This is a genomic window from Runella sp. CRIBMP, from assembly GCF_009905605.1.
GTDB lineage: Bacteria > Bacteroidota > Bacteroidia > Cytophagales > Spirosomataceae > Runella.
In genome coordinates, this window is sequence record NZ_JAAAKZ010000003.1 from 79,483 (window position 1) to 104,991 (window position 25,509).

The following is a 25,509-nucleotide window of genomic DNA, read 5'->3' on the forward strand; positions in this document are numbered from 1 at the left end:
ATTTGTCGTGGATTGTGGATAATTTTGTTCACGTTGTGGATGATTATTTTTCCACATTTAAACATGTTTAAAACGGCTTGAAATGATGTGGGAAATCAGGGTACATTCCCACATTTGCATTGTTGATAAATAGTTCTCCACATTATCCAAATGTTATCTACACGTTTTCCCACTACTTATCCACTTACCTATAAACATCTTTATTGGTTATCCACATACTTATTCACAAGTTCTCCTCACAATTCTGTTTTTTGTGAAATAGGTGTTCCACAACCTAAAACTTACCTAGCTACTTTTTACACTATCTCAAAAAGTGAACCAAACTATATAATAGCTTTTCCACAGAGTGTGAATGATGTGGATTATTTTGTGGATAAGTCGATATCTATACCACTCATCACAAAGTTTTTCTTCACTTTAACGGCTTCGTTGTGAAAAAACACTGGTTCGGCTAGTTTATTGGCTTTTACATCACCCGTATCCCATTGTCCGTTTCCATTTTCATCCACAATAACGCGCAGCGTGTATGTAGCGGGTTTTAGATAGGAAAAAACATAAGGAGTTTTGTTACTGATTGACTTAACTACTTCAAACTTATCGTCGAGCAGTTCAACGATAAATTTACTTTTAGCCCCTTTTATTTCCCCTTCCAATGTGCCGTAGTTTTCTTCATCCATGATAGGGAGCTTATAAATTTTGGCAGGGATTGTATCGTTTTCTACGCTAAAGAAAGTGGCTTTGGGAATGATTACTTTGAGTTCTCGACGGGCTAGAATAGGTCGAGAAAGTGAAAGAATAGCGTGATTATTGGCCCATGTAAAATCGGTAATTTTGATGACTTCGGCTTTTGTGCTATCGCTAATAATCTGTATTTGATTAAGTCTTGCTTCGGCTACGGGTTTATTAAAGGTTAATTTTAGCGCAAAATTTCTAGGTTCTATTTCGCCATTATCGGGAAAATTTGTCTTCATATCGAAGGGCTCGCGGTTGGTATCTGCGGCCTTCCCTCCTCCCCTAGCTTCCCTAAATTTTATTTTTTGGGTATGTTCAAAGGTCAATCCTACGGAATCCACAATCGTTATTTTGGCTACAAGGGTGTCCTTGCGATTCTTTGTATTATAGAACTTCAGCTCGTTAGTCCCCGCCTGAAAGTGCGGAATGGAGTCTTCTGGGTTGTTAAATTTTACTTTGTATTCAAGGAATCCTTTATCGTAGTTTACGGAGTAATAATTGGCCCTAGGCTGCGTATTTCGCACTTTTGCGGGGGTATTATTGGCCATAAACAGCCTTAATGAAACGCCTGAGATTTGCGTAGAGTCAACAATTGTGATGCTATCCCTTAAATACGCGATTTTTTCGGCCCTTGGATTATAGCTTAAAGAGCGGTTTTTATCGTCAAAAGCAAATAGTTTGTACTTATTCGGGCGAATATTTTCAATGCTGTATCGGCCTGCACTATCTGAACGTGTGAAGTAGCTTGGCTTCATTTTTTCAATATTCAGGGTGTCTGAATTTGGGTACAGGCCTACCAAGACATCCAATAATGGTTTATCCGAGAGTAAATCTTTTACCTGCCCACCTACAGATGCAGAGTCAATACCTACACCCGTACTGAAGACAACGCGAAGATTTCGGGCTGGATTTTTTTCGCTGAAATCTTTGATGGCATCGCCAAAGGAAAGTGAATAAGTTGTGGCTGTGTCAAGCGATTTTTTGAATTTGATTTGCAGTCCTGTTGGCCTAGCCTTAAAATCATATTCACCTGCATCGGGAGTTATCAACAGTTTTTGTTGTAAATTTTCCGCGACAATGTATTCGTCAAACTCTAAGTCAACTGTACGCCCTTTGTAATTTGTTTGCTTATTGTTAGGGGTGCTTGATATAAGATTTGGTGGTACGGTGTCCCTCTTTCCTCCCGTAGGAGAAATGGGCTGAGCGCAGGATATTACCAAAATATAGAGTATAATGTAGAATGGAAAATTTCTCATTAGGTGATGGTGAGATTGAAGAACTGGTTTATAAGTTATCTTTATCATGCTTTTAGCAGACAGTTTTTTATGTAATACAAGTGTGATTGTTTTTATGCTACGAACAAATGGTTTGAAAGCCTCTGCAAATTAACATCTTTTAAATCCTCAAGTTGAATTTAGGGGTGTATTGCAAAAATAAAAGGTGACCGTCAAGGCCACCTTTTATTAACATCTTTTAACGACTTGTCTGTATTTATCTTCCCAAGTAAATCATCAATACTGATACATCCGACGGACTGACGCCGCTTATTCGGGAAGCTTGCCCGAGTGTACCTGGACGGAGGCTTTTGAGTTTTTGACGCCCTTCAAATGACAGGGCAGATACGCGGTCATAGTCGAAATTTGGGATGATTTCAAGGTCCTCTAATCTATTCATCTTTTCTACCATGAGGTATTCTTTCTCAATGTAGCTTTCGTATTTCACCGTAATCATAGCTTGTTCCAACGCTTCTTCATCGAATTGATTCAGGAAACCTGCAAAGGAACCCTTAAGATTCTTAATGTCATCTATCTCAATATCGGGTCGTTTTAGCAACTGATACAAGGGCTGTTTTTCTCGAATCGTTGCAGTGCCCAATTGCGCTAGTTGTTCGTTTATCTCTTCGGGTTGGGCTTTGATGGTTTTGAGTTCTTTTAAAATCAACTCAGTATTAGCCACTTTTTCACGAACGCGTTGGAGACGGGATTCAGCCGCGAGTCCGAGTTTGTACCCTTTTTCTGTAAGACGAATGTCTGCGTTATCTTGTCGTAATAGAGTACGATATTCGGCCCTTGACGTAAACATACGGTAAGGCTCGTCGGTCCCTTTATTGACGAGGTCGTCTACCAATACGCCAATGTATGCTTCTGAGCGCTTTAAAATGAATGGCTCCAACTCATGAGTATTTTGATGAGCGTTTATACCCGCAATTAATCCTTGACAAGCAGCTTCTTCATAACCCGTTGTCCCGTTGATTTGTCCTGCAAAAAACAGGTTCTTGATAAGATGGGTTTCGAGGGTTAACTTTAATTGTGTAGGTGGAAAATAATCGTATTCTATGGCGTAGCCAGGACGAAACATTTTTGCGTTTTCAAACCCAGGAATCAAACGCAGTGCCTTGTATTGAACATCCTCTGGAAGAGATGTGGAAAAACCGTTTACGTAAATTTCAACGGTGTTCCATCCTTCTGGTTCCACAAAAATCTGATGTCTGTCTTTGTCGGCAAATCGGTTGATTTTATCTTCAACTGATGGACAGTAACGAGGCCCCAAGCCTTTGATACGACCCGAAAACATGGGTGATTTGTCAAACCCTGTACGTAACGCAGCGTGAACTTCTTCGTTGGTGTAGGTAATCCAACAACTTCGTTGGTGTTCAAGCTTGGGCGTGGAGGTGTACGAAAATTTAGCGGGATTCTCGTCCCCAGGCTGCTCTTCCATGCGTGTATAATCCAACGAACGCCCATCAATGCGTGGAGGTGTTCCTGTTTTCATTCGCCCCGATTCAAAGCCTAATTCAATCAATTGCTCCGTTATTCCCGTTGCTGACTTCTCTCCTACCCTTCCACCTCCAAAATTTTTCTCTCCAATATGAATTAATCCATTCAAAAAAGTGCCATTGGTTAGGACTACTGATTTGCTTTGGATTGCCATTCCGAGGCTTGTTTTTATACCTGCCACTACCCCATTTTTGACAATAAGCTCACGAACGGTGTCTTGCCAAAAATCTACATTGGCCGTTTGTTCAAGTGTCATTCGCCATTCTTCTGCAAAACGCATACGGTCGCTTTGACATCTTGGCGACCACATAGCGGGCCCCTTTGATCGGTTGAGCATTCTGAATTGAATCATTGTTTTGTCGCTGATGATTCCAGACTGTCCACCAAGTGCATCTATTTCTCTCACGATTTGTCCCTTAGCAACCCCCCCCATTGCGGGGTTACAAGACATTTGCGCAATGGTGTGCATGTTCATTGTAATGAGCAAAACTTTGGACCCCATGTTTGCTGCTGCTGCTGCCGCCTCACATCCTGCATGGCCTGCCCCAACCACAATAACATCGTATTTTGGAAACATGTGTTTTTCGTTTTAAATGTTGTGATTTTTGTTTGTTTCACGTGTTTTTGTGAAAATCGTCAAAACGTTCCACGTGAAGCATTTGTTATTGTGTTGATATATAGTGAGTTATGAGACAATTAAATAAAAATCTTCTTTTGCTCTCATTTCTTGTTCTTGTTCATCTTCCTTGTCATCATAACCAACTAAATGTAAAATGCCATGCGCTAAAACACGGCGGAGCTCTTCTTCGAAAGGCTTATTGAGTTCTTGAGCATTGTCTTTTACTCGGTCTATGCTAATGAATATATCTCCTTCGACAACCGCCTCTTCTTCGCTATTATCAAAAGTGATAATATCGGTATAAAAGTCATGGTCAAGGTATTGTCGATTTACGTTAAGAAGGTATTCATCAGAACAAAAAATATAGTTGAGTTGGTTCAGCGAAAAGCCCTCTGCTTTAATGATGCTCTGAAGCCAAGATTTGGTTTTGCGGGATTGTGGAACTTTAAAGTCCACATCTTCAATAAAAAATTGAATCATTTTATGTAGGTAAAAATAGAAGAAATGACTTCCAGATATTTAATTAATAACTACCTGAAAACCAATAATGATTTGCAAAATTAGGGAACTGAACGGTAAGATTCAAAATAACTGTTTCCAGGTACCTTTGATGAAGTTGTATTTAAGCGTACTAGGAAGGGCTTTCCACCAGTATTTGTTGATTTCTACGGCAAAAGAAGGCTGCATGTAGCAGTTGATGGCACAACCTTCACAGGCAGGCAGGCGACCTTCAAGGGCAATTAATTTTTGAACTTCTTCTGACTGGTACAGAGCTTCCAATTGATTTTCAATGGGGAATTCTTTTAAACCCAAATGATAGCAGGGAAGCACCAGCTTATTTTCGGGAGAAATGACAATGGTTGTGCTGCCAGCTAGGCAGACTGGATTATCCACGTGGTTGCCCCCGTCAATCCTGAGTTGAATAAAAGCGTCATTTAAATAAATATTGCGCTTTTTACCCCAATTTCGTAATTCTTGCAGCGCCGAAGATGACAATTGAGAACCTACATTGTTATATTCAAAAACAGGATTCAATATCAATACCAAATCATTGGGCAGACAAATGTCTTTCCACAACTGCTCAATTTGATGGATATTATTTTCAAAAACCGTGAATAAAATATCTGGACGTTCATTTAATGATTTTGCAATTTGAATAGACTCCATCACTTTATCAAAGCACTTTACCCCCCTTGATGTATCATGCTCTTCCTGATTAGGTGAGTCGAGTGAAAAATGGAGCATGTCAATCAATCCGCGCAGTTTATGAGCGTATTTGGGATAAAGCAACCCGTTGGAGGTGACGGTAGTTAATAATCCTGCTTTTTTTGCGGCTCTGAGAAGCTCATCCAATTGGCGGTGGAGAAGAGGCTCTCCCCCCGTAAAATCAACTACCTTCACCCCAAGTTTTTTGAGCGCTTCGAAATTGGCTTTGGCATTTTCTAACGTAACATAAGGCGATGGTCTTTCCCAAATATCACAAAAGCTACAGGTGGCGTTACAACGGTACGTCACGTAGTAATTGCATAAAACAGGATGGGAAACAAGGCGCATGATTTCAAATGAAAAAGTGCATAAAAAAGCAAAAAGGCCGCAACTACATCTTCTGTTATTGCGGCCTTTGGCATAAAAATCAATTATTGCAGCATTCGCAACAGACTGGCCAATTTATCTTTTAAATCTTTTCGATCAACAATAAAGTCTAAAAAGCCGTGCTCCAATACAAATTCAGCGCTTTGAAAACCTTTAGGGAGATCTTTTCCGATGGTTTCACGAATAACACGCGGACCAGCAAAACCGATAAGAGCACCTGGTTCTGCGATGTTAAAATCACCTAACATGGCGTAAGAAGCCGTCACTCCCCCCGTTGTGGGGTCGGTTAATAGAGAAATATACGGCAGTTTGGCTTCGGATAAGAGCGCCAATTTAGCGGAGGTTTTGGCCATTTGCATCAATGAATATCCTGCTTCCATCATCCGCGCACCTCCCGACCGTGAAATCATCAGAAACGGCTTTCTGTTTTGTAATGCATGGTCGATTCCGCGCGCAATCTTCTCCCCTACAACCGAGCCCATTGAGCCGCCTATGAAGTTAAAGTCCATACAGCTTACCACAATGTCAATATCGTCCATTTTGCCATAGGCGGTACGTACAGCATCTTTCAGACCGGTTTTTTTGACTGTATCACGAATACGGTCTGGATATTTTTTAGTGTCTTCAAATTCAAGAGGATCTCCTGAAATCATATCGGCATCGAGTTCAGTGTATTCGGCTTCGTCAAATAAGAGACTGAAGTACGCTTCTGACCCGATTTTTTCGTGATAATTGCATTTTACGCAGGTGTATGCATTGAGTTTATGCTCTCGTGTATGCATTACATGCTTGCAACTAGGACACTGGTACCAAAGCCCGTCGGGGGCTTCGCGTTTCATTTCTGTGGGCGTTTGAATGCCTCTCTCTTTTCTGGTAAACCAAGACATAAAAAGTCAGCAGTTAACAGTTTAAAATATACAGTCCAGCGTTAGAGGTGTTAAATGCTTCATTTACAGCAAAATAATAACGAATAACGCAAAAACTGCCGCAAAAGCGGCCTCAAAGATACTAAGAAATTTATCTATGCATCAAAGAGTTAAATAATACTTGCGTTTGGATTCTGGAAAACGCTCAATAGCGTAGCGCAAAGCGGTACGGGGCATTTGTTTTACATGGGTATCCAAAAACTCTTCTAGCACTAATTCATCACGTTTACCCACTTCCCGAAGCATCCAGCCTACGGCCTTATGAATAAGGTCATGGGTATGCGTAAGAAGAATTTCGGCAATTCGAATCGTATCGGAAAATTGATTTCGTGAAATAAAATACCAGGTTGACACAATCGCGACGCGTTGGGCCCAAAGGTGGGGACGCTGAGCTAAATCGTATAAAATGCCTCTGTCTTTATTTAACAGATAAGCTCCAATAATATCTCTACAAGTGACATCAACCAAATCCCAATTATTGATGTAATCGAGGTTTGATAAATAGATTTCAAAAATAATATGTTGGGCTGTTTCGTCCTTTTTTGACTTTTGAAACCGTTTCATGAGCCCAATCAATGCCGCCATTCGAAATTCATGAAAAGGGCTGTGAAGCAGTTCTGTCCATTCTTCGATGGTTAGGGTGGGGTATTTTTTTACGATTTCTCTGATTTCGGGCATTGTAATTCCCATAAATACATCCCCTTCGCCATACTGGCCTTTTCCCGTTTTGAAAAAGCGACAAAGAAAGGCAGCCTTTTCGGGGCTGCCTAGTTGTTGTAAATCCTTTTTTATTTGTGAAAGCATGGTATTCTTAACGCTTATGCTTGTCCAATTTAATGGGAATAAAAGCTTCTTCAGGAAGCGCGGGTTTGTGATGTAAAACCACGTTTTGACGCAAATAAGCAGGTCTTTCGAGTTCGCTTGCAGAATACTTGCCTTTAGTAATATCCTGAACAAGTTGCCGCAAAATAGACGGGTCTTCGTGAGGCTCTGGATTGTCAATAAAAGGTTGCTTACTAGCGACTTGATTCGTCTCTTGGTATTCAGGTTTGCTTGGTTCTTGCTCTACTGGCAAATCAACCGTTTGAGAAACAGTTGGCTTCACTTGAACCTTAATTTCTTGTTTGGGGGGTGCAGGTGGATTAAAAGCCGTTGTTGGGGTTGATGTCTCCAATTTTCCTTCTTGAGGGCGGTCTATTACAACTCCAGATACGGGAGGATTGGTAGGCTCTGCAACTGGAGGAGTCTCTTTTTTTATGGATTTAAAACCAGTAGAATCGTAGTTAAAAGGCAAATGTGAATCTTCAAAGCCTGCGGCTATGACCGTAACAAGGAGTTGTTCTTTGAGGGTGTCATCAAAAATAACCCCCACTTTACACATATCAGCTTCATCACCAATGAGACTTTCGATGTAATTTGTGATGGCCATTTGCTCATCAAGGGTAGCCATGTATTCTTCATCCGTACTTGAAGCAAGGGTGATAAGAATTTTTTGAGCACCGCGAATATCTCGGTTATTGAGCAAAGGAGAGTTTAAAGCTGCTTCAATTGCCAATTCTGCACGGTTTTCGCCAGAGGCCGAAGCCGAACTCATCACCGAAGTACCTGCATTTTCAAGTACTTTTTTCACATCCATGAAGTCGGAGTTTACACTCCCATGAACTGTAATAATCTCAGCAATGCTTTTCACGGCATTAGATAAAATATTATCAGCATGCTCATAGGCTCGCAAAATGGGCAATTTTCCGTATAACTTAGCTAATTCATCGTTCAAAATGACAAGAACTGTGTCACAATGCTTTTTTAGAGCATTGATTCCTTCAAGTGCTTGGTTCTTTTTACTGCGCCCTTCGTGGCTATAAGGAGCCGTGACAACTGCCACGGTAAGCATACCCATTTCTTTGGCTACCTGCGCAATAACAGGGGCTGCTCCTGTACCTGTACCACCGCCCATCCCTGCGGTAATAAATACCATCTGAGTGGGTGGTTGCATTAGTTGTCGGATGTATTCAATGCTTTCTTCGGCTGCTTTGCGTCCAGTCGCTGAATCAGTTCCCGCTCCGAGTCCCTTAAGCAAGTCAGCGCCTAATTGAATTTTATTTTCAATGGTGCTGCGCATGAGGGCTTGTTTGTCGGTATTGCATACTACAAAGCCGACATCCTTAATACCCTTCACATGCATGTGGTTTACGGCGTTGCTACCTCCCCCACCTACCCCAATTACTTTGATAATCGGTGCGTCTTCTGAATGTTTTGAATTTTCCATGACGTACTCGTAGCCGTGGTCAAAAACGTTTTTTCTTGCAAAAACCATAATTTTTTAATGAGAAACAATTGGTGAGGTCGAAATTAAATTTTTGGTGTTAGTAAGAATCTTTCCCCGCCATATCATCTTGCATTAGACCTTTCCAAATGAACGTACCTACATCCTTGATTTTCAGATCTTTAATTCCAAAACTACCCCAAAGCCCTCCTGTTTTCTTTTTTTCTTGTTCTTTCTCTGTTTTACTTCTTTTTACCACTCTTTTATCTAACGGTTTGATACTCGACCATGCCAATCCAAGGGCAGTAGCAAAAGCGGGATCATTCATTAGTGAATCATGTAAGGGACCGTTGATTCGCTCTAAATTCTGTGGTTTCCCAATTTGGACGTACATCCCTGTCACTTCTCTGAAAATAGAATCAATTCCGTTGATTTTTGCGGTACCGCCAGTCAAAACAACACCTGCCCTCAACTTGTGTTCGTAACCAGCTTTTTTTACTTCAGCAAAGACCAAAGCGGCGATTTCACGAAGACGAGCCCGTGCAATAAGGACAATGTTTCGCGCTACAATCTCAATCGGCGGAATACCGTCGGCAGTGGGAACTACTAACAGGGTATTCAGGCTACAAGCGTTGGGATTTGTTTCGCTCAACGTGGTTTTTGCTTCTTCGGCACTTTCCTGTGTCAGATGGCAGCCTTCCCGAATATCATTCGTGATATGGTTGCCGCCAAAAGGAAGAACAACCGTGTGGCGCAATAGACCTTCGTGATAAATGGCAATATCTGTAGTACCGCCGCCAATATCTACCAACACGACCCCTAAATTTTTATGGTCTTCTGTCAGAACTGCCAGACCTGATGCAAGGGGGGATGCTGCAAAACCATCTTCATTGTCAACTTGAATATTGGCTTTTTGGAGGGAGTCCTTGATTTGATACAAAGCCGTTTTTTTGGCAGTGATAATCTTAAAATCGCCACTGAGTTTTAACCCAATGTGACCTACTGGGTCGTCGATTTCGTGTTGCTCTCCAACCGCGAATTTAAGCGGTAAGAGGTGAATAATTTGGTTAGAATCGGAATCGTAGGTTTGCTGCATATCCTCAAACAAAACTGCTACATCTTCCCCTTTGACAGAGGCGGATTTGCAGGTAACTGAGCCTGTTTCCGACATTGTTTCCAAGTGTGTTCCGCTTACGTTGACGGTGGCCGTCAGGGGGTAATTTAGTAAATCAGGTCTTTCTGCCTTTCTTGCCGCTATTTCCAACGCTTGCCTGATTGCTTCTTTTGTCTTTACGGGGTTGTTGATAATTCCCCTATATACCCCTTCGTTACGTGCCGAACCGATCCCTACTACTTCGAGCATGGTATGGTTGTTGTGGGTCTTTGGCTTAGCCAAAATCGCAGCAACTTTGGTACTGCCGATGTCAATTCCTAAAAAAATAACATTATCTGACATACTGAGTTAGGGTTTTACTCACACACAATTTGATTTCGAAACTTAACACTAACGCGTTTATATTTTTCCCAACCTTTCAGGGGTAAAATATTTTTATAAAATATCTTTAACTTTTCAAATTTTACCTCAAAATCCTCGGGCAAACCAAAATCAATCTGGTGCTGTCCTACCTGAGGAATAAGGGTTAATTCACTGTCATTTGACACAATTACTTCAGCTACTTGTGCTTTCCAAAACGGTTTTTTCTGAAGGGCTTTCAAAAAGTCAATCAGTTGCTTTCCTTTTTGGGAGGTTAAATTTTGTTTTTTAACAAAGAACTCACCAGATACCAACACCGTTCTTGCGGCAAAACGTGCTGACAATGGGACTATTTCACCCGTCTCGGTTAGGTATCCCCCCTGTGAGGCATTTCGTTGTTGGTCTGTGTCAGATATTGAAATTAGACGCCCGACAGGTCGTTGCTGCACTATAGATACGACCAAATTTCCAGATAAATCTCGAAACACCTGACAATTATTTATCAAGCGGTTCTTCATAACCCTTTTTTCTAAACCTTTTAGGTTTATTTCTGAAAAATTCATTCCCTCTATGTTATCCACCCCCTTAAGCGTAATCAAATCTTTAATGTCTTGTTCATTAAAAAAAGGATACTCTGCTTTTTCATCTAATTTCACAATAATTCCCTTACAGCGCTTACTTTTTTGTTGAAACTCGACAAAAAAAACAATAAGCCCAATAATGAATATTCCAAGAACGACCCAAATCAAGCGTTTCATACAGGTGTCGATTTAGTAGTTTATAATTTTAAATTACTAAAAATCAGTTTTTTAAAATTACTCGGATATTCCTTCTAAAACTTTTTTTATGGATTCAATGTAAGAATCAATATCGCCAGCACCAATCGTAGCCACTACGTCTAAAGGACGATTTTTGAGGACATCTATTAAGCCTGACTTCGAACATTGGATTTTGTCACTTGTGATTTTATCAAAAATTAAATCAGAACTTACCCCTTCAATCGGTAATTCACGGGCTGGATAAATATCCAAAAGAATCACATTGTCGGCTAGGGATAAACTTTCTGCAAATTCGTTCGCAAAATCACGCGTACGGCTGTATAAGTGCGGTTGAAAAATTGCCGTCACCAGCCGATTAGGATAAAGCGCTTTCAAAGAGGATAAAAATGCATGCACCTCGGCGGGGTGATGTGCATAGTCATCTATCAGGACGTTCCGGTCTGTTTTTAAATAATACTCAAAACGCCTTTTTACACCGCCAAAGGTTTCGATAGCGGTACGGATTTGGTCCCCTGATAGGCCGAGGGCGAGGCCAACCGCCGAAGCTGCTACGGCATTTTCTACGTTGTGGAAACCAGGTACTTGTAGAGTGATATCGCTGATTATTCCTTCTGGATGAACAACGTCAAAGATAAAACAGGCATTTTCGATTCGAATATTTTGAGCGTGGTAGGCGCCTTCGTTCAAACTGTATTCTTCGACTTTTGCCTTCGTTTTATCAGCCAACGTCAACCCTTTTTTCATAAACAGACGACCGTTGGGCTTGATTTGACTTACAAAGGCTGAAAAAGATTCCAAAACAGAATCGTGGCTTCCGTAAATATCTAAGTGATCGGCGTCGGTGGAGGTCACAATGGCGATATCTGGAAACAAAGTCAAAAAAGAACGGTCAAACTCATCTGCTTCCACCACGCAGGGTACTTGGCTGAGCTGCGCGGTAGGCGCGTTGAGCAGCATATTGGTACCGTAATTTTGTGTTATTCCTCCTAAAAATGCCGCACAGTTTACTCCTGAATGACGAAGTAAATGCGCAGTCATGGAGGATGTTGTGGTTTTGCCGTGCGTTCCTGCTACCCCAACAGTAAACATCCCCCCGGCTATTAGGCCCAGCACCTGTGAACGTTTTTGTAGGGTAAACCCATTGTCTTTCAGATAGTTGTATTCGGAATGATTTTTTGGAATAGCTGGTGTGAAAACAACAAGTGTTTGGCCTGGATTTTGTAAAAAAGCAGCAGGTATTAAATCTACCGAATCTTCAAAATGTACAGAAATACCTTCTGCATGGAGCGTATCGGTCAAGTGCGTTTGTGTACGGTCGTAGCCAGCTACCTCAAATCCATTCACGCCGAACCAACGCGCCAACGCACTCATTCCAATACCTCCGATACCGAGGAAATAAATGTATTTATAGTCTGTAATTTGCATTCTTCTGTTGATTCTTATATGTTATTAAGGCCCTGTAATTAAGTGTTAGATAAGTCCTAAAACCGTTTCAGCAATTTCTTTTGCAGCATTGGGTTTGCCCAGCTTTTTGATGTTTTGACTCAAAGTCTGTTGTTTTTCAGTGTCTTGTAATAATCGCAGGGCTGTTTGTACAAGTTCTTCGGGAGCATCTTTGTCTTTAATCAAAAGGGCGGCATTTTGCTCTACCAAACTCATCGCATTTTTGGTCTGGTGGTCTTCGGAGGCATATGGGAAAGGAACCAAAATAGCGGGCTTGGCCACTAAGCACAGCTCCGATACGGATAAAGCGCCTGCTCTTGAAACCACAACATCGGCCAACGCGTAGGCTAAATCCATTTCATAGATAAAATCAAATGACTTAGCATAAGGTGTTTTGAGTGAGTTTATTGCGTTTGCGGCTTTTTCAGCATAGGGTTTTCCGGTTTGCCAAAGAACTTGGTATCCTGAATTAATGAGTAATTTCAATCCTGCCTCAATACTTTCATTGATTGTCTTGGCGCCGAGACTTCCCCCAATAACAAGGAGCGTTTTGTGGTTGGGTTGCAGCCCAAAATGGGCATAAGCCTGTGTACGTTTGTGGGTTACATCCAAAATGTCGCTTCTAACGGGGTTTCCTGTCATTTTGAGCTTGTTTTTTGGAAAAAACGAATCCATGTTTGGATAAGCTACGCAAATGGCTTTAGCGCGTTTTGCAAGTAATTTGTTAGTAATACCAGCATAAGAATTCTGTTCCTGAATTAAGGTTGGGATTCCCAACAACGAGGCCACCATCAACAGTGGCCCACTGGCAAATCCGCCAACGCCAATGGCTACATCGGGTTTAAAACTTTTAATAATACTACGCGCTTTCAATAAACTGCGCGTGAGTTTGAGGGGAAATGATAAGTTATCAACCGAAAGCTCTCGTTTGATTCCCGCAATCGGTAAGCCAATGATTTCGTATCCTGCTTTGGGGACTTTTTCCATTTCCATTTTACCCAAAGCCCCCACAAACAAAATTTGAATGGTAGGGTCAATGGCTTTGAGTGCATTGGCAATAGCAATGGCTGGGTAGATGTGTCCACCAGTACCACCTCCGCTGATGATTACTTTCTTTATCATACGTTTTTATGACCAGAAGGATGAAAATTTGATAAATTGGGGGATACCCCGTTATCACTTCTCAAGCCTTATAAATTTGTTTCTTCAATATCCCCTCTGCTTACACTCAGTACAATTCCGAGTGAGATACAGGTAAATAAAACGGAGGTTCCCCCCATGCTTAATAAAGGCAACGGTTGGCCAGTGACTGGGAAAATCCCTACGGCTACTGCCATATTTGTAAATGCCTGTAATCCAATGCTTAATATGAGTCCTGCGGAGAGCAGCCCGCCGAAAGCTCGATTGGTTTCATTGATATTTTGGACTCCACGCACCAGCAAAATAGCATACAAAATCATGATAATAATTCCTCCGATAATGCCGTATTCTTCAATAATAATGGCGTATATAAAGTCAGAATAGGCTTGGGTAAGGTAGTTTCGTTGGTGACTTTTTCCGAGTCCTTGTCCGAGCGTTCCGCCATTGGCGATGGCAATAAAACCTTGCTTAGCTTGATACTCATCACGTTTGAGAAATCGCTCGATACGTCCCTGAGCTGTATCAAGGCGTTGGCCTACCACAAGACCTGTTGCCCCCGCAATGCCAATAGAAACGACCATCACGGCTAAATATTTGCCTGGTACACGGCCAATGTATAGCATCAAAAAGCACGAGAATCCCAACAAAACGGCCGTAGAGGTACTGGTAAGGGCAATAAAAAAACAGATAATCCCAACCCACAAAATCATTTTTCCGAAAATCTGCCAGTCATATTGCACGCGCTGACGTTTGGCAAGCATTGCTGCCAGATTGGCAATCAGCGCCAAACGAGCAAAGTCGGCGGGCTGAAAGGTTAAGCCAGTGCCTGGAATTGCCAACCAACGAGTAGCGCCGTTGATGGTAACCCCCGCTACTTTTACCAGAATCAATAAAGGAATAGAAATTAGGAGGGCAGCCCGCGATAACCGCGAGAAATAGGTATAATTGATACGATGAACGCCCCACATAACCAATAAGCCGATTCCCGTAAAAAAGGCGTGTTTAAACAGAAAAGATTCAGGATAACCACCACCTCGCTGATAAGCAAGTGTTCCCGTTGCGCTGTACACAATAAGCATACTAGCAAGGGACAAAAGCGCTACAATAATCCATATGACAATATCTCCTTTCAGGTTTTGACGAAGCCATTCCTTGGCGTTTTGCCAACGGTCAAATGGGGAGGTGGACTGTGGTGGGGGCGCATTCATCTCGTTATTCATCGTTTTTTTGGGAATTAATTGCAAAATCCAGAACGGCCGCTTTGAATAAATCGCCGCGGTTTTCGTAATTTTTGAACAAGTCAAAACTGGCGCAAGCAGGCGATAACAACGCCACGTCGTCAGGATGACCTAACGAAACAGCATGAGCTACAGCTTTACTTACGTCCTGTGTCTCAATGATTACAGGAACGATAGGGGTAAAAAACGAGAGAAGTTTGCTATTGTCTTTGCCCAGACAGATAAGGGCTTTTACTTTCTGACGAACTAAGTCTTCGATTTGGGTATAATCGTTGCCTTTATCCACTCCGCCAGCAATCCAAATAATTGGGGTATCAAAACTGTTAAGTGCGTAATAAACCGAGTCTACATTGGTGGCTTTTGAATCATTGATGAACTTGATGCCGTTGATGTCTGCGATGGGCTCAAGCCGATGAGCCGCGTTTTGAAATGTCAAAAGACCCTGCCGAATTTGTTCATCACTTACTCCTGCCGCCATGGCTGCCAACGTTGCCGCCATGGCATTGATGGCATTATGAGGACCTTTAATCGGTAATTCATTAGCGCTTATCTCAAAAGTACGGGGATGGCGTGTCAGATGCAATTTTCCTTCATGTAAAAAACCGCCATTGCTATCCTTTTTTACGAAAGAAATGGGTAAGTGATTCACCATGAACGGTTTCTTGTCTAATTCAGAAGCGATGGCTTCATTATCAACAAAATAGATAAAATCGTCGCTCGGTTGCATATTTTGAAGTAACCGAAACTTTGAATCGACGTATTTCTGAAAAGTATACTCGTACCGGTCTAAGTGGTCAGGTGTAATGTTTAACAATATACCAATATCTGCTTTGAATTGGTACATATTATCCAGTTGAAAGCTGCTTAACTCTAGCACAAACCAATCAAATTTATCTTCAATGACCTGCTTAGCAAAGCTTTCGCCGATATTGCCAGCGAGGCCTACATTAAAGCCCGCCGACTTCAGTAAATGATAGGTGAGTAAGGTAGTGGTGGTTTTTCCATTACTGCCCGTAATCGCGATTTTTTTTGCTTTCGTGTACCTTGCGGCGAATTCTATTTCTGAAATAACGGGTGTTCCCTGAGCATATAATTTTTTGACCAACGGAGCCGTATCGGGAATTCCGGGGCTTTTAATGACCTCATCAGCAGCCAAGATTCGTTCCTCTGTATGTTTCCCTTCTTCAAAATCAACGCCATGGACATTCAGGATATTACGATATTCTTCAGATAAAGTGCCTTTGTCTGATAGAAAAACATCAAATCCTTTGGCTTGGGCGAGCAATGCTGCGCCTACACCACTTTCACCTCCGCCTAGAACAACGGTTTTAAACGTATTTCGGGAAATCATCAATAAATAATAGAGTAAAGAAAGAAAACGAAACTTTAAGCCAAATTAAGGCTTTTTTGGAAGAAATAGCAAGGGTAAGAAAATGGCAAAAATCCTTAAATAGCCAAAAATATATCGCATAAAGTACTTATAGTTAAGTTTCTACATGCTCGTAACAAGGCATTTTCAAAGTTTTTTTAAAACGAAAAAATACTTTTTAGCGATAAAAATAAGAGAGATATTTTTGGTTTTTGGATGAATACACAATGCGTTGAAATGTACCTAAAAGGTAAATATTGGAAAATGAGCCCTATTGGGTATTAATATCCTTATTCGTTTGCCTAACCAAGCTCTACGCACAAGCAACAGACCTCGGATACCTAGTTACGATGGTTTTTATTTTAAATGCAGATTATTTTTTCTTTCCTTCTTCAGGTTTGGGGGCTGTTTCACCAGCTTTAATAAACTCCGCGATTTGTTGTTCGTTTATGCCAATCGTCACTTCCAGATTAGGTTTTGCTTGCTTCAAGGCAGCTACACCGCCCTCTGTTACTTTTGATTGCCAAACGTGAAGACTCATCAAGCTTTTTGAGGAAGCAAGCTCTTTTATACCTGCATCGGTTACCTGAGTATTGACCAAATTGAGGTATTCCAAATACGGTAAAGCTTTGATTTGGCGAATGGTAGCATCTGTAACAGCCGTATTTTCCAAATGTAATTTTTGAAGGTTTTTTAACTTAGCAATTGTAGTTGCAGCTTGGTCAGAAATTTTTGTATCCCCCAATTTTAACCAAATGATTTGTTCTTTAAGTGGCTCCAGAAGCGCGACTTGAGTGTCGGTTAAAGTACTGATATTTACCGAATTTATTTCTAACAAGTTACTTTCATTAGCAATCGGCATCACCAATAGGCCCGCCTTTTTTAGTGCTTCTACGGCTTTTGCATCAGGGGTGGGCACTTTTAAGCTTAACACGGGAGATTCTTTGGCCGTTGTGGTCAACTGAGAACTTCCAACAGACGGCGACGAACCGCTCAGCGAGGCTAAGGCGGGTTTGATGGCATCGGTAGTTTTGAGCTCAGCCACTTTCTTGTCAAAAGGTGCACCTTGGTCAATCCACCACGAAAGTATCGCAATCTGGTTGTCCGACAGTTGCGTTTTGCCTTTTGGAGGCATATGGTTTTCATCTTCTAGCGGCAACAGACAACGCTTGATTAATTCGCTTTCGCTGCCTTGACCCGCAACGAAAATGGGACCATTTTCGCCGCCTTTTTTCAGCAGTTCGATTTGGTCCATGCGCAAATCCCCTTTTGATTTATTGGCATTATGGCATTGAACACAACGGGCTTTCAGGATAGGATTTACGACTTCCTGGAAAACCATCGCATTGTTGACGTCGGTGATGGGTTTGATTTCATCGGAGCCTTTTTCGGCTTTGGGCTCCATGCCCAGCCAGCCGCGAAAAGGTTCTGGTGTTTCTTGGGTCAAATATCCTTCTCCGTGGGTCAAAGAGCCTCCATGATGCCCCGCAACCATGGTTAATACTGCCCCAACGGTCAAAGCTGGTAAATAAAGCAAGCTACTAAAAGGAATTTTATTGACCAATAACTCCGATTTTGCCATCCAAGCTACCCAAGCGGCTACTGCCACCCATATTCCTTGCCATTTATGTTCATCCAACAATTCGACTTCATAACCTCCTCCTAATGACAACAGATATCCAGCTAAGCAGGAAACCGTAGCGCCAATAGCTGACCAAAAAAGTACAAAGGTGATAGTTGATTCTTTGACTTCAATTTTGTTGGTCAATCGGCCGATTTCGAGCAACCCCGCCAAAATCAAAAAACCGATGGGTAAGTGAACCAATACAGGGTGAAAACGACCAATAAACGCGGCCCAATCAGAGGCTTGTAACAGAATCATAGTTTGATTTCAGCAATCGAATGAATAGCTAATTTACTTATTACAAAGACTGCGCTACCATTTTTATACGCAAATGGCAGAGGTTTATTTTCGGGTTGTAACATCACCTGACGAGGGCGACGCGGTGTTTTTATCGACACTTGAAGGTTATAAAGCGGCGGAATTTCGTCGTTTGCGTGGATGGATTTGTTGGCGTGATTGCCCGCCATGTTGATAAGGTTTACGTAAGTTGTGCCATTTTTTTGATTCAAAGCCACGTTTACCAGCTTTGAGCCATTGACCTCCACGTTGGGGTGAAAAAGTTCTTTTACCAGTTTCCCCAAAAAATCGCGGCCTACGTAGGTTTCGCGCTTGTAATGCTGTTCGCCAAAATTGAAATAAACGCCCGCAATCTTCCCTTTTCCTAGCGAAGCAACGGTAGCCACAGGCCCTTTGGCAAAACGAGTATCTTCTTGACTGTACCATTGGCCAAAGGGCTGTGTGCCAGACAATAACTGAAACGGTCGATAGGTTGTCTTGGTACCAGTGATTAGGTTATCAAAGCCCCAAAAAGGAATAGGATGTGTGGTTGGACTTAATGTAACGCCCAATTCTTTTTCAAAAATTTTAACGGTTTCGCTACCGATTATAACTAGATTGCCACCTTGTTGTGCGTATTCTACTAGTTCGTTTCGTAGGTGTTCGTTTATCTTTTTCCATTCTGGAACGACAATTACGGGATATTCCTTCGTATGTCCGAGAAGATGGTGTTCTTGTAGTATTTCTGTTGGCAACTGACTGTATAATAAAGCATTGAGCGTGCCAATCATGGGGCTTTGCTTGCCGTCTCCCGTATTGTAAACGGTTGTGACTTCGCTTTTATACCCCGTATTTGAATACAGCAGACCTACCTGAGGAACGGGTTTGGTATTTTGGCAAAAGGGCTGACGCTCGCGGCAAAATTTAGCTAAATCGGCCATTGTTCCGTAGGCGTAGGTTTTAAGGCTTCCGTCTCGGTGTTGGGTCCAATAGGCTTGATAACCACCGCCCATCGAAATCACCTGCGCGGCCTCTTGAGAAAGTTGGATGGCACTTTTGGCCGAAAACACTTGGTCGTCCCAGCCGTATCCAAAACTCCACGACATCAAATCCCAAGGTTTTCCCTGCGGTGCCAAACACCGTGCCTGAAACGCCGACTGATTGGCTCCGTTTAGAGGCTCGGTGTCGCCCGAAAGGAAATCGACGTTGATATCCACGGGTTCGGGCATCATGGCCGAAAACGACCAATTGCTGGCTACCTGAAAACGAGGATTGTATTTATGCAAGGCATCCGTGTATTTGCGTACGTATCGACGAAATGCCATTCGGTGAAATTCCAGCCACTGTGCATAGTTTGGGTCTGATTTCTTTTTTGGAATTTCTTGAATACCCGTAGTTTTTTGAAATTCATCCACCGCGGTAGCGCAGTAATCGGGCTCGGTGGCCCAGCAATCGCCATCGATCCAAACGCCATCCACGCCGTAGTCGCTCATTTCTTTTAGTTGTGGAATGAGCAAGCTGTCAGAATACGCGCTCCACAGCGATGTTTTTTTTTCGTCGCGTTTGCCTTCCGCATTGATTCTTGCCCAATGTGGGTGATGCTTCACGGCTTCATTGTCCCACACGCCCGAATAATGCAAATAAAGCGCAACGCCGTGGCGCTTTGTCACGTCTCGAAATAGGCGAAGGATGTCTTTTTCGAAGCGTTTGGGGGTATGGCCCACTTTTGTAGGATAACTCGTTACGCCCGAATGTCCTTTACAATCTACCTGAATAAAATCGGGTTTTACCTTTTGTAGCAGTGAGTCTATCATTCTGTCGGTAAGGGTTTTACCGATAAGTGTATCTTCCAACACCGCATGAAAATCAAAATGCAGCCCAAAAAAACTTTCTGAACGCCGCAATGGTGTTTGGGCAAAAAGAAAAACGGGAAAGTGAAGAACAAGCAGAATACGCAGGAGTTTCATATTGGTTTTATTTACTCATACTATCAAAGTTGTGTAGAAGGCTATTCTCCTTTCCTAAGCACAAACCATCAGCTAAATAGAGATTTATTTAGAAGGATGCTGGGTAGAAAAACACGTAAAGTGACCCAAGGATTTCGCATAATTTATGTTTTCGTATTATCTTGCACGCCCAAACAAAAGCCTCAACAAACCATGACTTTCCCCGAAGAGCTTAAATACACCAAAGATCACGAATGGATTCGTTTTGAAGACGATGATACCGCAGTAGTTGGAGTGACGGATTTTGCCCAACAAGAACTGGGTGACATTGTTTATGTAGACATCACTACGGTGGGCCAGACCGTTGAAGAAGGTGAGATTTTTGGCAGCGTAGAAGCAGTTAAAACCGTTTCTGACCTTTTTATACCCGTATCAGGTGAAGTCCTTGAATTTAATGATGAATTAGAAGCCGCGCCCGAGTTGGTCAACGAAGACCCTTATGGCAAAGGTTGGATGGTTCGTATCAAAATTACGGGTTCAACAGATAGTTTACTTTCGGTAGAAGAATACAAAGAATTGATTGGCGAATAAATAGAAGCTCCGAAAGGGGCTTTTTTTTTAGCCTTTCACCCGCAATGTGAATAAGTGAAAGTTTTTAAATATATGCTACTGATTCGTTCTGTTAAGATTATTGATAGTCGCTCGCCTTATAATGGGCAAACGAAAGATATTTTGGTCGAAAATGGAAAAATTGCCAAAATTGGCGACCAACTTGATGCCCCAGATGCTGAAATTCTGACGGGCCACAATTGGCATATTTCTTCGGGTTGGGTAGATATGCGGGTATCTTCTCACGACCCAGGCCATGAGCACAAAGAGGATTTGAGTACCGCCTGTGAAGCCGCCGTTGCGGGCGGTTATACCGAAATCGCCGTGTTGCCCAACAGCCAACCAGCGTTGGATTCAAAAAATACGTTGGTTTATGTAAAGCAAAAAGCCGCCGACCAACTCGTGGCGGTACACCCGATTGGTGCGGTCACGAAAGGATGTGAAGGCAAGGATTTTACGGAAATGATTGACTTAACGCACGCTGGTGCGGTGGCTTTTTCGGACGGTGTTCATGCCATTCAAAATACCCACATTTTCCTCAAATCGCTTCAGTATTTGCAGCAAGTCAACCGGGTACTGATGAATCGCCCCGAAGATTTTGATCTGACGGTGTTTGGACAAATGCACGAAGGGGAAGTCAGCACGTTGCTGGGAATGCGCGGTATCCCGTCGATTGCCGAAGAATTGATGATTATGCGAGATTTGAAATTGTTGGAATACGTGGGCATAAAAAGCCCAACTCCCCTACTCCATTTCTCGACCATCTCTACCGCCAATGCCGTGGCGTTGATTCGTCAGGCCAAAGCGCAGGGGTTGCCCGTTTCCTGCGATATTGCGGCGCACCAAATTGCGTTTGAAGATTCGCTTTTGACAGATTTTGATACGAATTATAAAGTCAACCCACCATTTAGGCAGCAAAAAGACATTGATGCCCTGTGGGAAGGTTTGGCCGATGGCACCATTGATGCCGTCGTTTCGGACCATAATCCTCAGGACGAAGAAGCAAAAAACCTAGAATTTGACTTGGCTGAATTTGGAATTATTGGGTTGGAAACGGCTTTTGGAGTGCTAAACACGTACAACAAAACGCTAAGCATTGAGCAAATTGTGGATAAGTTTACGCACCATCCGCGCACTATTTTACGGCTGCCAGCGCATACAATTTCGGAGGGTAATTTGGCCAAATTAACCCTCTTTAACCCCGACTTAGAATGGGTATTCTCCAGCACGCGCTCTAAGTCAAAAAACTCTCCTTTTTTCGGAAACCAGCTGAAAGGGAGAGCTTTATACGTTATTAATCGAAATAAAGTGGAGAAATGTGGATAACTCTGTGGATAAGTCATGCGAAATGTGATTAACTTTTTTAATAAGCCCCTTTTGAAAATTCCGCTGGCGTTCGGCGTATTGGCGGGATTTGTGTGTTTTTTGTTCTTTTTGGTGGTCCAAAACCTAGAGAAATTCTCGGGAACTGGCCGGGCGTTGGACGTGGGTTTTTTCGCCATTATTATCGCGGCGGCTTGTTGGTATTACCGCAAAAATATCGGGAAAGGATACATGCACGCCTGGGAAGGAATCTCGATTGGGTACGTGGTTTGGCTGACGGGGGCATTACTCTGCGGGTATCTAACTTCTATGTTTTTTTACTTCTCACCAAGTGCACTTGATAGATACAAACAAACGCTGCGCACTTCGTTGGTTACTAATCAGGCTGAGGCCATGAAAGTGTGGGGAAAAGAGATTTATCAACAAAAACTGGCGGATATTTCACAGCTTACGCCTTCAAGTTTTATTTTTGATGAATTTCGGTTTACGTTATTGCTGGTTATCATTGCCATCTTGTTGATTGCGTTGATTTTCCGCAAAAAGAAAGCCGAAGCATAAGCCGATGTCTGCTAAAATTGTCCAAATAACGAAGGCCAAAGCCGAACAGACGAAGTCGCAGAAAGAGTTTAATCGCTTGGTACAAAAAATTGAGACGCTCGAAAAAAGTATTGTTGAGTACCGCGAAACCATGACCAAAATCCAACAACGTGCCCTGACGGAGTTGGAACCTTTACGCAAACAATATTTTGAGCAACGTGCCCAACTTGTCTACCGTTTTGACCGCGCTCATGACTCACCATTTTTCAAAAAGAATGAAAAGAAAAAGTTAGCCTATCTCATTCAGGACATTGCGTTTGAATTGATTGATGCGGCTGGGATGGAGGAGTTTAAGCCGATTTATGACAAATATAGCCCAGAAGGTAGCTATGATGCAGTCGTTGAAGAGGCCGAGCGTATCAATAATATGTTTTCCGCATTTGGCGCTGATTTTGGAGAAGAGTTTGGGAAACATTACGAAAAAAAGTCAGAGAATCAGGAAACGACACAACACCAAGCAGCCTTTGGAGAACAACACCAATCGAGAGAACAACGCAACCAACGTCCGAAGACGCAAAAACAGCTGAACCGGGAAGCGAAAAAGGAATTGGAAACTCGCACGGGTACCAAAGCGGTGAGAACGATATACCTTGATTTGGTAAAGGCGTTTCATCCCGACCGCGATACGGACGAGACTGAAAAAGACCGCAAGACAGAAATCATGCAACGGGTGACCGAAGCCTACGAAAAAAATGACGTCTTGGCTTTATTGCGGTTACAATTGGAGCTTGAGCGCATCGACCAATCACACATTGAAACGCTGGCTGAAACCCACCTCAAATACTATAACAAAATCTTGCGTGAGCAGACCAAAGAGCTGGAAGAAGAATACCAGCAATTGCAGCTTCAGGCGCTTGCATTAGGGGGGCAGTCGGCCTATTTGATTTCAAACCCTTTTGGCTTAGAATTTGCTTTCAATCAGCAGGTGAATGAGTTTAAAAAGACCGTAAAAAATCTTAAAAAAGACCTCAAAGATTTGCAACATGACGAGGTTGTGCGGGCATTTCTCAAAACCTATACTATTCCAGACCAAGAATGGTAGATTTGATTTTGCCTTTTGAGAAGAAATATTGATTGAAAACGTTTTTTATTAAATTTGTAAAAAATACTAAAACCATGAAAAATATACTCATTACCGCACTTTTCACTCTTTTTATAACGAGTGCTTACGCCCAGGAGAGCTATTTTGGAAAAAAAATAAACGATAAAGGGGCCTTAGCATCGGCAGAATTGCCTAAGAAGATGGCGGCCAAAGAAAAAATTGCGGCCAAAGTGGTAGGCACCGTTGAGTCGGTGTGTCAGGCAAAAGGATGCTGGATGAAGGTAAAAACCGCCGATGGTCAAACCATGCGCGTGAGTTTTAAGGATTACGGCTTCTTTGTTCCGAAAGACATTGCGGGCAAAACCGTAGTGTTTGAAGGAGAAGCTAAAATGAAAACTACACCCGTAGCAGAATTGCAGCACTACGCCGAAGATGCCGGTAAAAGCAAAGAAGATATTGCAAAAATTACGGAACCTAAACACGAACTTACGTTTGTGGCCGATGGCGTAATTGTAAAGAAGTAATATGCGCACTAAATGAAGCGGTCAGTCGGCTAAAACCGACCGACCGCTTTTTATTTGTACCTTTGCCGTTCAAAAAAGAGTGAACAGCTTGATTTCGCTCGTTTGTCCAGCTTTAAATTTATCATTGACACTATGACAACAGAACAGTTGAAAGACTTGAAAGCCCGCGTTTCGGCTTTGAGGGGGTATCTTTGACTACGATACCAAGAAAGAACGATTGACCGAATTACAACAAATTCAAAGCCAACCCGAGTTTTGGAATGATAACACCAAGGCCGAACAAACCATGAAAGAAGTCCGTGGTTTGAAAAGTTGGACCGAAAGCTACGAATCCGTTGACGGACGCCTTGGTGATTTAGAAACCTTGCAGGAATTTCTGGAATTGGGCGAAGCCACAGAGGCCGAAGTAGAGGCTGAATACCAAGCTATGCTGAAAGTGTTGGAAGAAGTTGAACTGAAAAAGATGCTTTCCAACGAAGAAGACCAGCTTAATGCCGTACTCGAAATCAACTCGGGGGCGGGAGGTACAGAAAGTCAAGATTGGGCCGAAATGCTTTATCGAATGTACGTTCGCTGGGCCGAAAAGCACAATTACAAAGTCACGCAGATTGATTATCAGGATGGAGATGGTGCTGGTATAAAGTCGGCGTCTATTCAGATTGAAGGGCCGCAGGCGTACGGATATTTACAATCCGAAAACGGTGTGCATCGTTTGGTACGAATCTCTCCTTTTGATTCTAATGCGCGCCGACACACCTCCTTTGCGTCGGTGTATGCGTATCCTTTGATTGATGATACGATTGATATTGAAGTCAATCCCGCTGATATTGAATGGGATACGTATCGTTCTGGCGGTGCGGGTGGGCAAAACGTAAACAAAGTGGAAACGGCCGTTCGCGTTCGTCACAAGCCTTCAGGACTCGTTATTGAATGCCAACAAGAGCGCAGTCAGCACCTGAACCGTGATCTGGCCCTGCGTTTGTTGAAATCAAAACTGTACCAAATTGAAGTAGAAAAGCGCAATGCCGCGCGGGCCGAAGTGGAAGCCTCCAAGAAAAAAATTGAATGGGGATCACAGATTCGTAACTACGTGATGCATCCCTATAAATTGGTCAAAGACGTACGCACTGGGGTTGAAACATCTGACGTACAGGGAGTAATGGATGGGGACTTGGATGAGTTTATTAAAGCTTATCTGATGTTGCAATAATTTCT

21 protein-coding genes are annotated in these 25,509 nt (G+C 42.5%); 6 read left to right on the forward strand and 15 right to left on the reverse strand.

What is annotated here, in order from left to right; genetic code table 11:
• Positions 1 to 362 precede the first annotated feature (362 nt).
• From GVN20_RS10315 to GVN20_RS10385, 15 genes are all read right to left on the reverse strand, one after another.
• Positions 363 to 1,988, reverse strand: coding sequence for an Ig-like domain-containing protein (locus GVN20_RS10315; protein ID WP_166558254.1), 1,626 nt, complete (start codon positions 1,986 to 1,988; stop codon positions 363 to 365).
• Positions 1,989 to 2,223: 235 nt separating this feature from the next.
• On the reverse strand, positions 2,224 to 4,086 hold the full coding sequence (gene mnmG, locus GVN20_RS10320; protein WP_166558255.1) for a tRNA uridine-5-carboxymethylaminomethyl(34) synthesis enzyme MnmG: 1,863 nt from the start codon (positions 4,084 to 4,086) through the stop codon (positions 2,224 to 2,226).
• Between the two features lie 108 nt (positions 4,087 to 4,194).
• Positions 4,195 to 4,608 (reverse strand): rRNA maturation RNase YbeY, encoded by a 414-nt coding sequence (gene ybeY / locus GVN20_RS10325; RefSeq protein ID WP_166558256.1) that lies wholly within the window; start codon positions 4,606 to 4,608, stop codon positions 4,195 to 4,197.
• Positions 4,609 to 4,710: 102 nt separating this feature from the next.
• Positions 4,711 to 5,682: a radical SAM protein gene (locus GVN20_RS10330; protein ID WP_166558257.1), complete on the reverse strand. Its 972-nt coding sequence runs from the start codon at positions 5,680 to 5,682 to the stop codon at positions 4,711 to 4,713.
• 83 nt (positions 5,683 to 5,765) lie between these two features.
• A complete protein-coding gene (gene accD / locus GVN20_RS10335) occupies positions 5,766 to 6,608 on the reverse strand; it encodes an acetyl-CoA carboxylase, carboxyltransferase subunit beta (RefSeq protein WP_166558258.1) in 843 nt (280 codons plus the stop codon).
• A gap of 141 nt (positions 6,609 to 6,749) precedes the next feature.
• Complete coding sequence (locus tag GVN20_RS10340; protein WP_166558259.1) at positions 6,750 to 7,451, reverse strand: DNA alkylation repair protein; 702 nt, start codon at positions 7,449 to 7,451, stop codon at positions 6,750 to 6,752.
• A gap of 7 nt (positions 7,452 to 7,458) precedes the next feature.
• Positions 7,459 to 8,961 (reverse strand): cell division protein FtsZ, encoded by a 1,503-nt coding sequence (gene ftsZ, locus GVN20_RS10345; RefSeq protein WP_229599034.1) that lies wholly within the window; start codon positions 8,959 to 8,961, stop codon positions 7,459 to 7,461.
• 49 nt (positions 8,962 to 9,010) lie between these two features.
• Positions 9,011 to 10,366, reverse strand: a complete 1,356-nt coding sequence (gene ftsA / locus GVN20_RS10350; protein WP_166558260.1) for a cell division protein FtsA — start codon at positions 10,364 to 10,366, stop codon at positions 9,011 to 9,013.
• Between the two features lie 14 nt (positions 10,367 to 10,380).
• Entirely contained in the window at positions 10,381 to 11,142 is a 762-nt protein-coding gene (locus tag GVN20_RS10355) for a cell division protein FtsQ/DivIB (protein WP_166558261.1), read from the reverse strand.
• Positions 11,143 to 11,199: 57 nt separating this feature from the next.
• Entirely contained in the window at positions 11,200 to 12,588 is a 1,389-nt protein-coding gene (murC, locus tag GVN20_RS10360) for a UDP-N-acetylmuramate--L-alanine ligase (protein ID WP_166558262.1), read from the reverse strand.
• 45 nt (positions 12,589 to 12,633) lie between these two features.
• Positions 12,634 to 13,728: an undecaprenyldiphospho-muramoylpentapeptide beta-N-acetylglucosaminyltransferase gene (gene murG / locus GVN20_RS10365; protein WP_166558263.1), complete on the reverse strand. Its 1,095-nt coding sequence runs from the start codon at positions 13,726 to 13,728 to the stop codon at positions 12,634 to 12,636.
• A gap of 68 nt (positions 13,729 to 13,796) precedes the next feature.
• The gene (locus tag GVN20_RS10370) at positions 13,797 to 14,966 is read right to left on the reverse strand and encodes an FtsW/RodA/SpoVE family cell cycle protein (protein ID WP_166558264.1); all 1,170 of its coding nucleotides are present in this window, start codon (positions 14,964 to 14,966) and stop codon (positions 13,797 to 13,799) included.
• Positions 14,959 to 16,335: a UDP-N-acetylmuramoyl-L-alanine--D-glutamate ligase gene (murD, locus tag GVN20_RS10375; protein ID WP_166558265.1), complete on the reverse strand. Its 1,377-nt coding sequence runs from the start codon at positions 16,333 to 16,335 to the stop codon at positions 14,959 to 14,961. Before murD ends, GVN20_RS10370 begins: the two co-directional genes overlap by 8 nt.
• Positions 16,336 to 16,726: 391 nt before the next feature.
• Positions 16,727 to 18,235: a c-type cytochrome domain-containing protein gene (locus GVN20_RS10380; protein ID WP_166558266.1), complete on the reverse strand. Its 1,509-nt coding sequence runs from the start codon at positions 18,233 to 18,235 to the stop codon at positions 16,727 to 16,729.
• Entirely contained in the window at positions 18,232 to 20,220 is a 1,989-nt protein-coding gene (locus GVN20_RS10385) for an alpha-L-fucosidase (protein ID WP_166558267.1), read from the reverse strand. Before GVN20_RS10385 ends, GVN20_RS10380 begins: the two co-directional genes overlap by 4 nt.
• Before the next feature lie 192 nt (positions 20,221 to 20,412).
• On the opposite strand from GVN20_RS10385, the gene gcvH reads away from it, so the two are divergent.
• The 6 genes from gcvH to prfB all read left to right on the forward strand — a co-directional run bounded on the left by gcvH (position 20,413) and on the right by prfB (position 25,504).
• Complete coding sequence (gcvH, locus tag GVN20_RS10390) at positions 20,413 to 20,790, forward strand: glycine cleavage system protein GcvH (RefSeq protein WP_114070346.1); 378 nt, start codon at positions 20,413 to 20,415, stop codon at positions 20,788 to 20,790.
• A 72-nt stretch (positions 20,791 to 20,862) separates the two neighbouring features.
• Complete coding sequence (locus GVN20_RS10395; protein ID WP_166558268.1) at positions 20,863 to 22,134, forward strand: dihydroorotase family protein; 1,272 nt, start codon at positions 20,863 to 20,865, stop codon at positions 22,132 to 22,134.
• 15 nt (positions 22,135 to 22,149) lie between these two features.
• Positions 22,150 to 22,689: a DUF4199 domain-containing protein gene (locus GVN20_RS10400; RefSeq protein WP_166558269.1), complete on the forward strand. Its 540-nt coding sequence runs from the start codon at positions 22,150 to 22,152 to the stop codon at positions 22,687 to 22,689.
• 4 nt (positions 22,690 to 22,693) lie between these two features.
• Entirely contained in the window at positions 22,694 to 23,770 is a 1,077-nt protein-coding gene (locus tag GVN20_RS10405; protein ID WP_166558270.1) for a hypothetical protein, read from the forward strand.
• A gap of 74 nt (positions 23,771 to 23,844) precedes the next feature.
• Positions 23,845 to 24,294, forward strand: coding sequence for a DUF4920 domain-containing protein (locus GVN20_RS10410; RefSeq protein ID WP_166558271.1), 450 nt, complete (start codon positions 23,845 to 23,847; stop codon positions 24,292 to 24,294).
• A gap of 132 nt (positions 24,295 to 24,426) precedes the next feature.
• A protein-coding gene (gene prfB / locus GVN20_RS10415) for a peptide chain release factor 2 (RefSeq protein ID WP_166558272.1) occupies positions 24,427 to 25,504 on the forward strand; the annotation gives its coding sequence in 2 pieces (ribosomal slippage) (positions 24,427 to 24,486 and positions 24,488 to 25,504; 1,077 coding nt in all).
• The last annotated feature ends 5 nt before the right edge of the window (positions 25,505 to 25,509 follow it).

Excerpts from the sequence above, each read along its gene's own strand:
- GVN20_RS10315 (WP_166558254.1), bottom strand. The coding sequence starts at position 1,988 with ATGAGAAATTTTCCATTCTACATTATACTCTATATTTTGGTAATATCC.
- mnmG (WP_166558255.1), bottom strand. The coding sequence starts at position 4,086 with ATGTTTCCAAAATACGATGTTATTGTGGTTGGGGCAGGCCATGCAGGA.
- ybeY (WP_166558256.1), bottom strand. The coding sequence starts at position 4,608 with ATGATTCAATTTTTTATTGAAGATGTGGACTTTAAAGTTCCACAATCC.
- GVN20_RS10330 (WP_166558257.1), bottom strand. The coding sequence starts at position 5,682 with ATGCGCCTTGTTTCCCATCCTGTTTTATGCAATTACTACGTGACGTAC.
- accD (WP_166558258.1), bottom strand. The coding sequence starts at position 6,608 with ATGTCTTGGTTTACCAGAAAAGAGAGAGGCATTCAAACGCCCACAGAA.
- GVN20_RS10340 (WP_166558259.1), bottom strand. The coding sequence starts at position 7,451 with ATGCTTTCACAAATAAAAAAGGATTTACAACAACTAGGCAGCCCCGAA.
- ftsZ (WP_229599034.1), bottom strand. The coding sequence starts at position 8,961 with ATGGTTTTTGCAAGAAAAAACGTTTTTGACCACGGCTACGAGTACGTC.
- ftsA (WP_166558260.1), bottom strand. The coding sequence starts at position 10,366 with ATGTCAGATAATGTTATTTTTTTAGGAATTGACATCGGCAGTACCAAA.
- GVN20_RS10355 (WP_166558261.1), bottom strand. The coding sequence starts at position 11,142 with ATGAAACGCTTGATTTGGGTCGTTCTTGGAATATTCATTATTGGGCTT.
- murC (WP_166558262.1), bottom strand. The coding sequence starts at position 12,588 with ATGCAAATTACAGACTATAAATACATTTATTTCCTCGGTATCGGAGGT.
- murG (WP_166558263.1), bottom strand. The coding sequence starts at position 13,728 with ATGATAAAGAAAGTAATCATCAGCGGAGGTGGTACTGGTGGACACATC.
- GVN20_RS10370 (WP_166558264.1), bottom strand. The coding sequence starts at position 14,966 with ATGAATAACGAGATGAATGCGCCCCCACCACAGTCCACCTCCCCATTT.
- murD (WP_166558265.1), bottom strand. The coding sequence starts at position 16,335 with ATGATTTCCCGAAATACGTTTAAAACCGTTGTTCTAGGCGGAGGTGAA.
- GVN20_RS10380 (WP_166558266.1), bottom strand. The coding sequence starts at position 18,235 with ATGATTCTGTTACAAGCCTCTGATTGGGCCGCGTTTATTGGTCGTTTT.
- GVN20_RS10385 (WP_166558267.1), bottom strand. The coding sequence starts at position 20,220 with ATGAAACTCCTGCGTATTCTGCTTGTTCTTCACTTTCCCGTTTTTCTT.
- gcvH (WP_114070346.1), top strand. The coding sequence starts at position 20,413 with ATGACTTTCCCCGAAGAGCTTAAATACACCAAAGATCACGAATGGATT.
- GVN20_RS10395 (WP_166558268.1), top strand. The coding sequence starts at position 20,863 with ATGCTACTGATTCGTTCTGTTAAGATTATTGATAGTCGCTCGCCTTAT.
- GVN20_RS10400 (WP_166558269.1), top strand. The coding sequence starts at position 22,150 with ATGCGAAATGTGATTAACTTTTTTAATAAGCCCCTTTTGAAAATTCCG.
- GVN20_RS10405 (WP_166558270.1), top strand. The coding sequence starts at position 22,694 with ATGTCTGCTAAAATTGTCCAAATAACGAAGGCCAAAGCCGAACAGACG.
- GVN20_RS10410 (WP_166558271.1), top strand. The coding sequence starts at position 23,845 with ATGAAAAATATACTCATTACCGCACTTTTCACTCTTTTTATAACGAGT.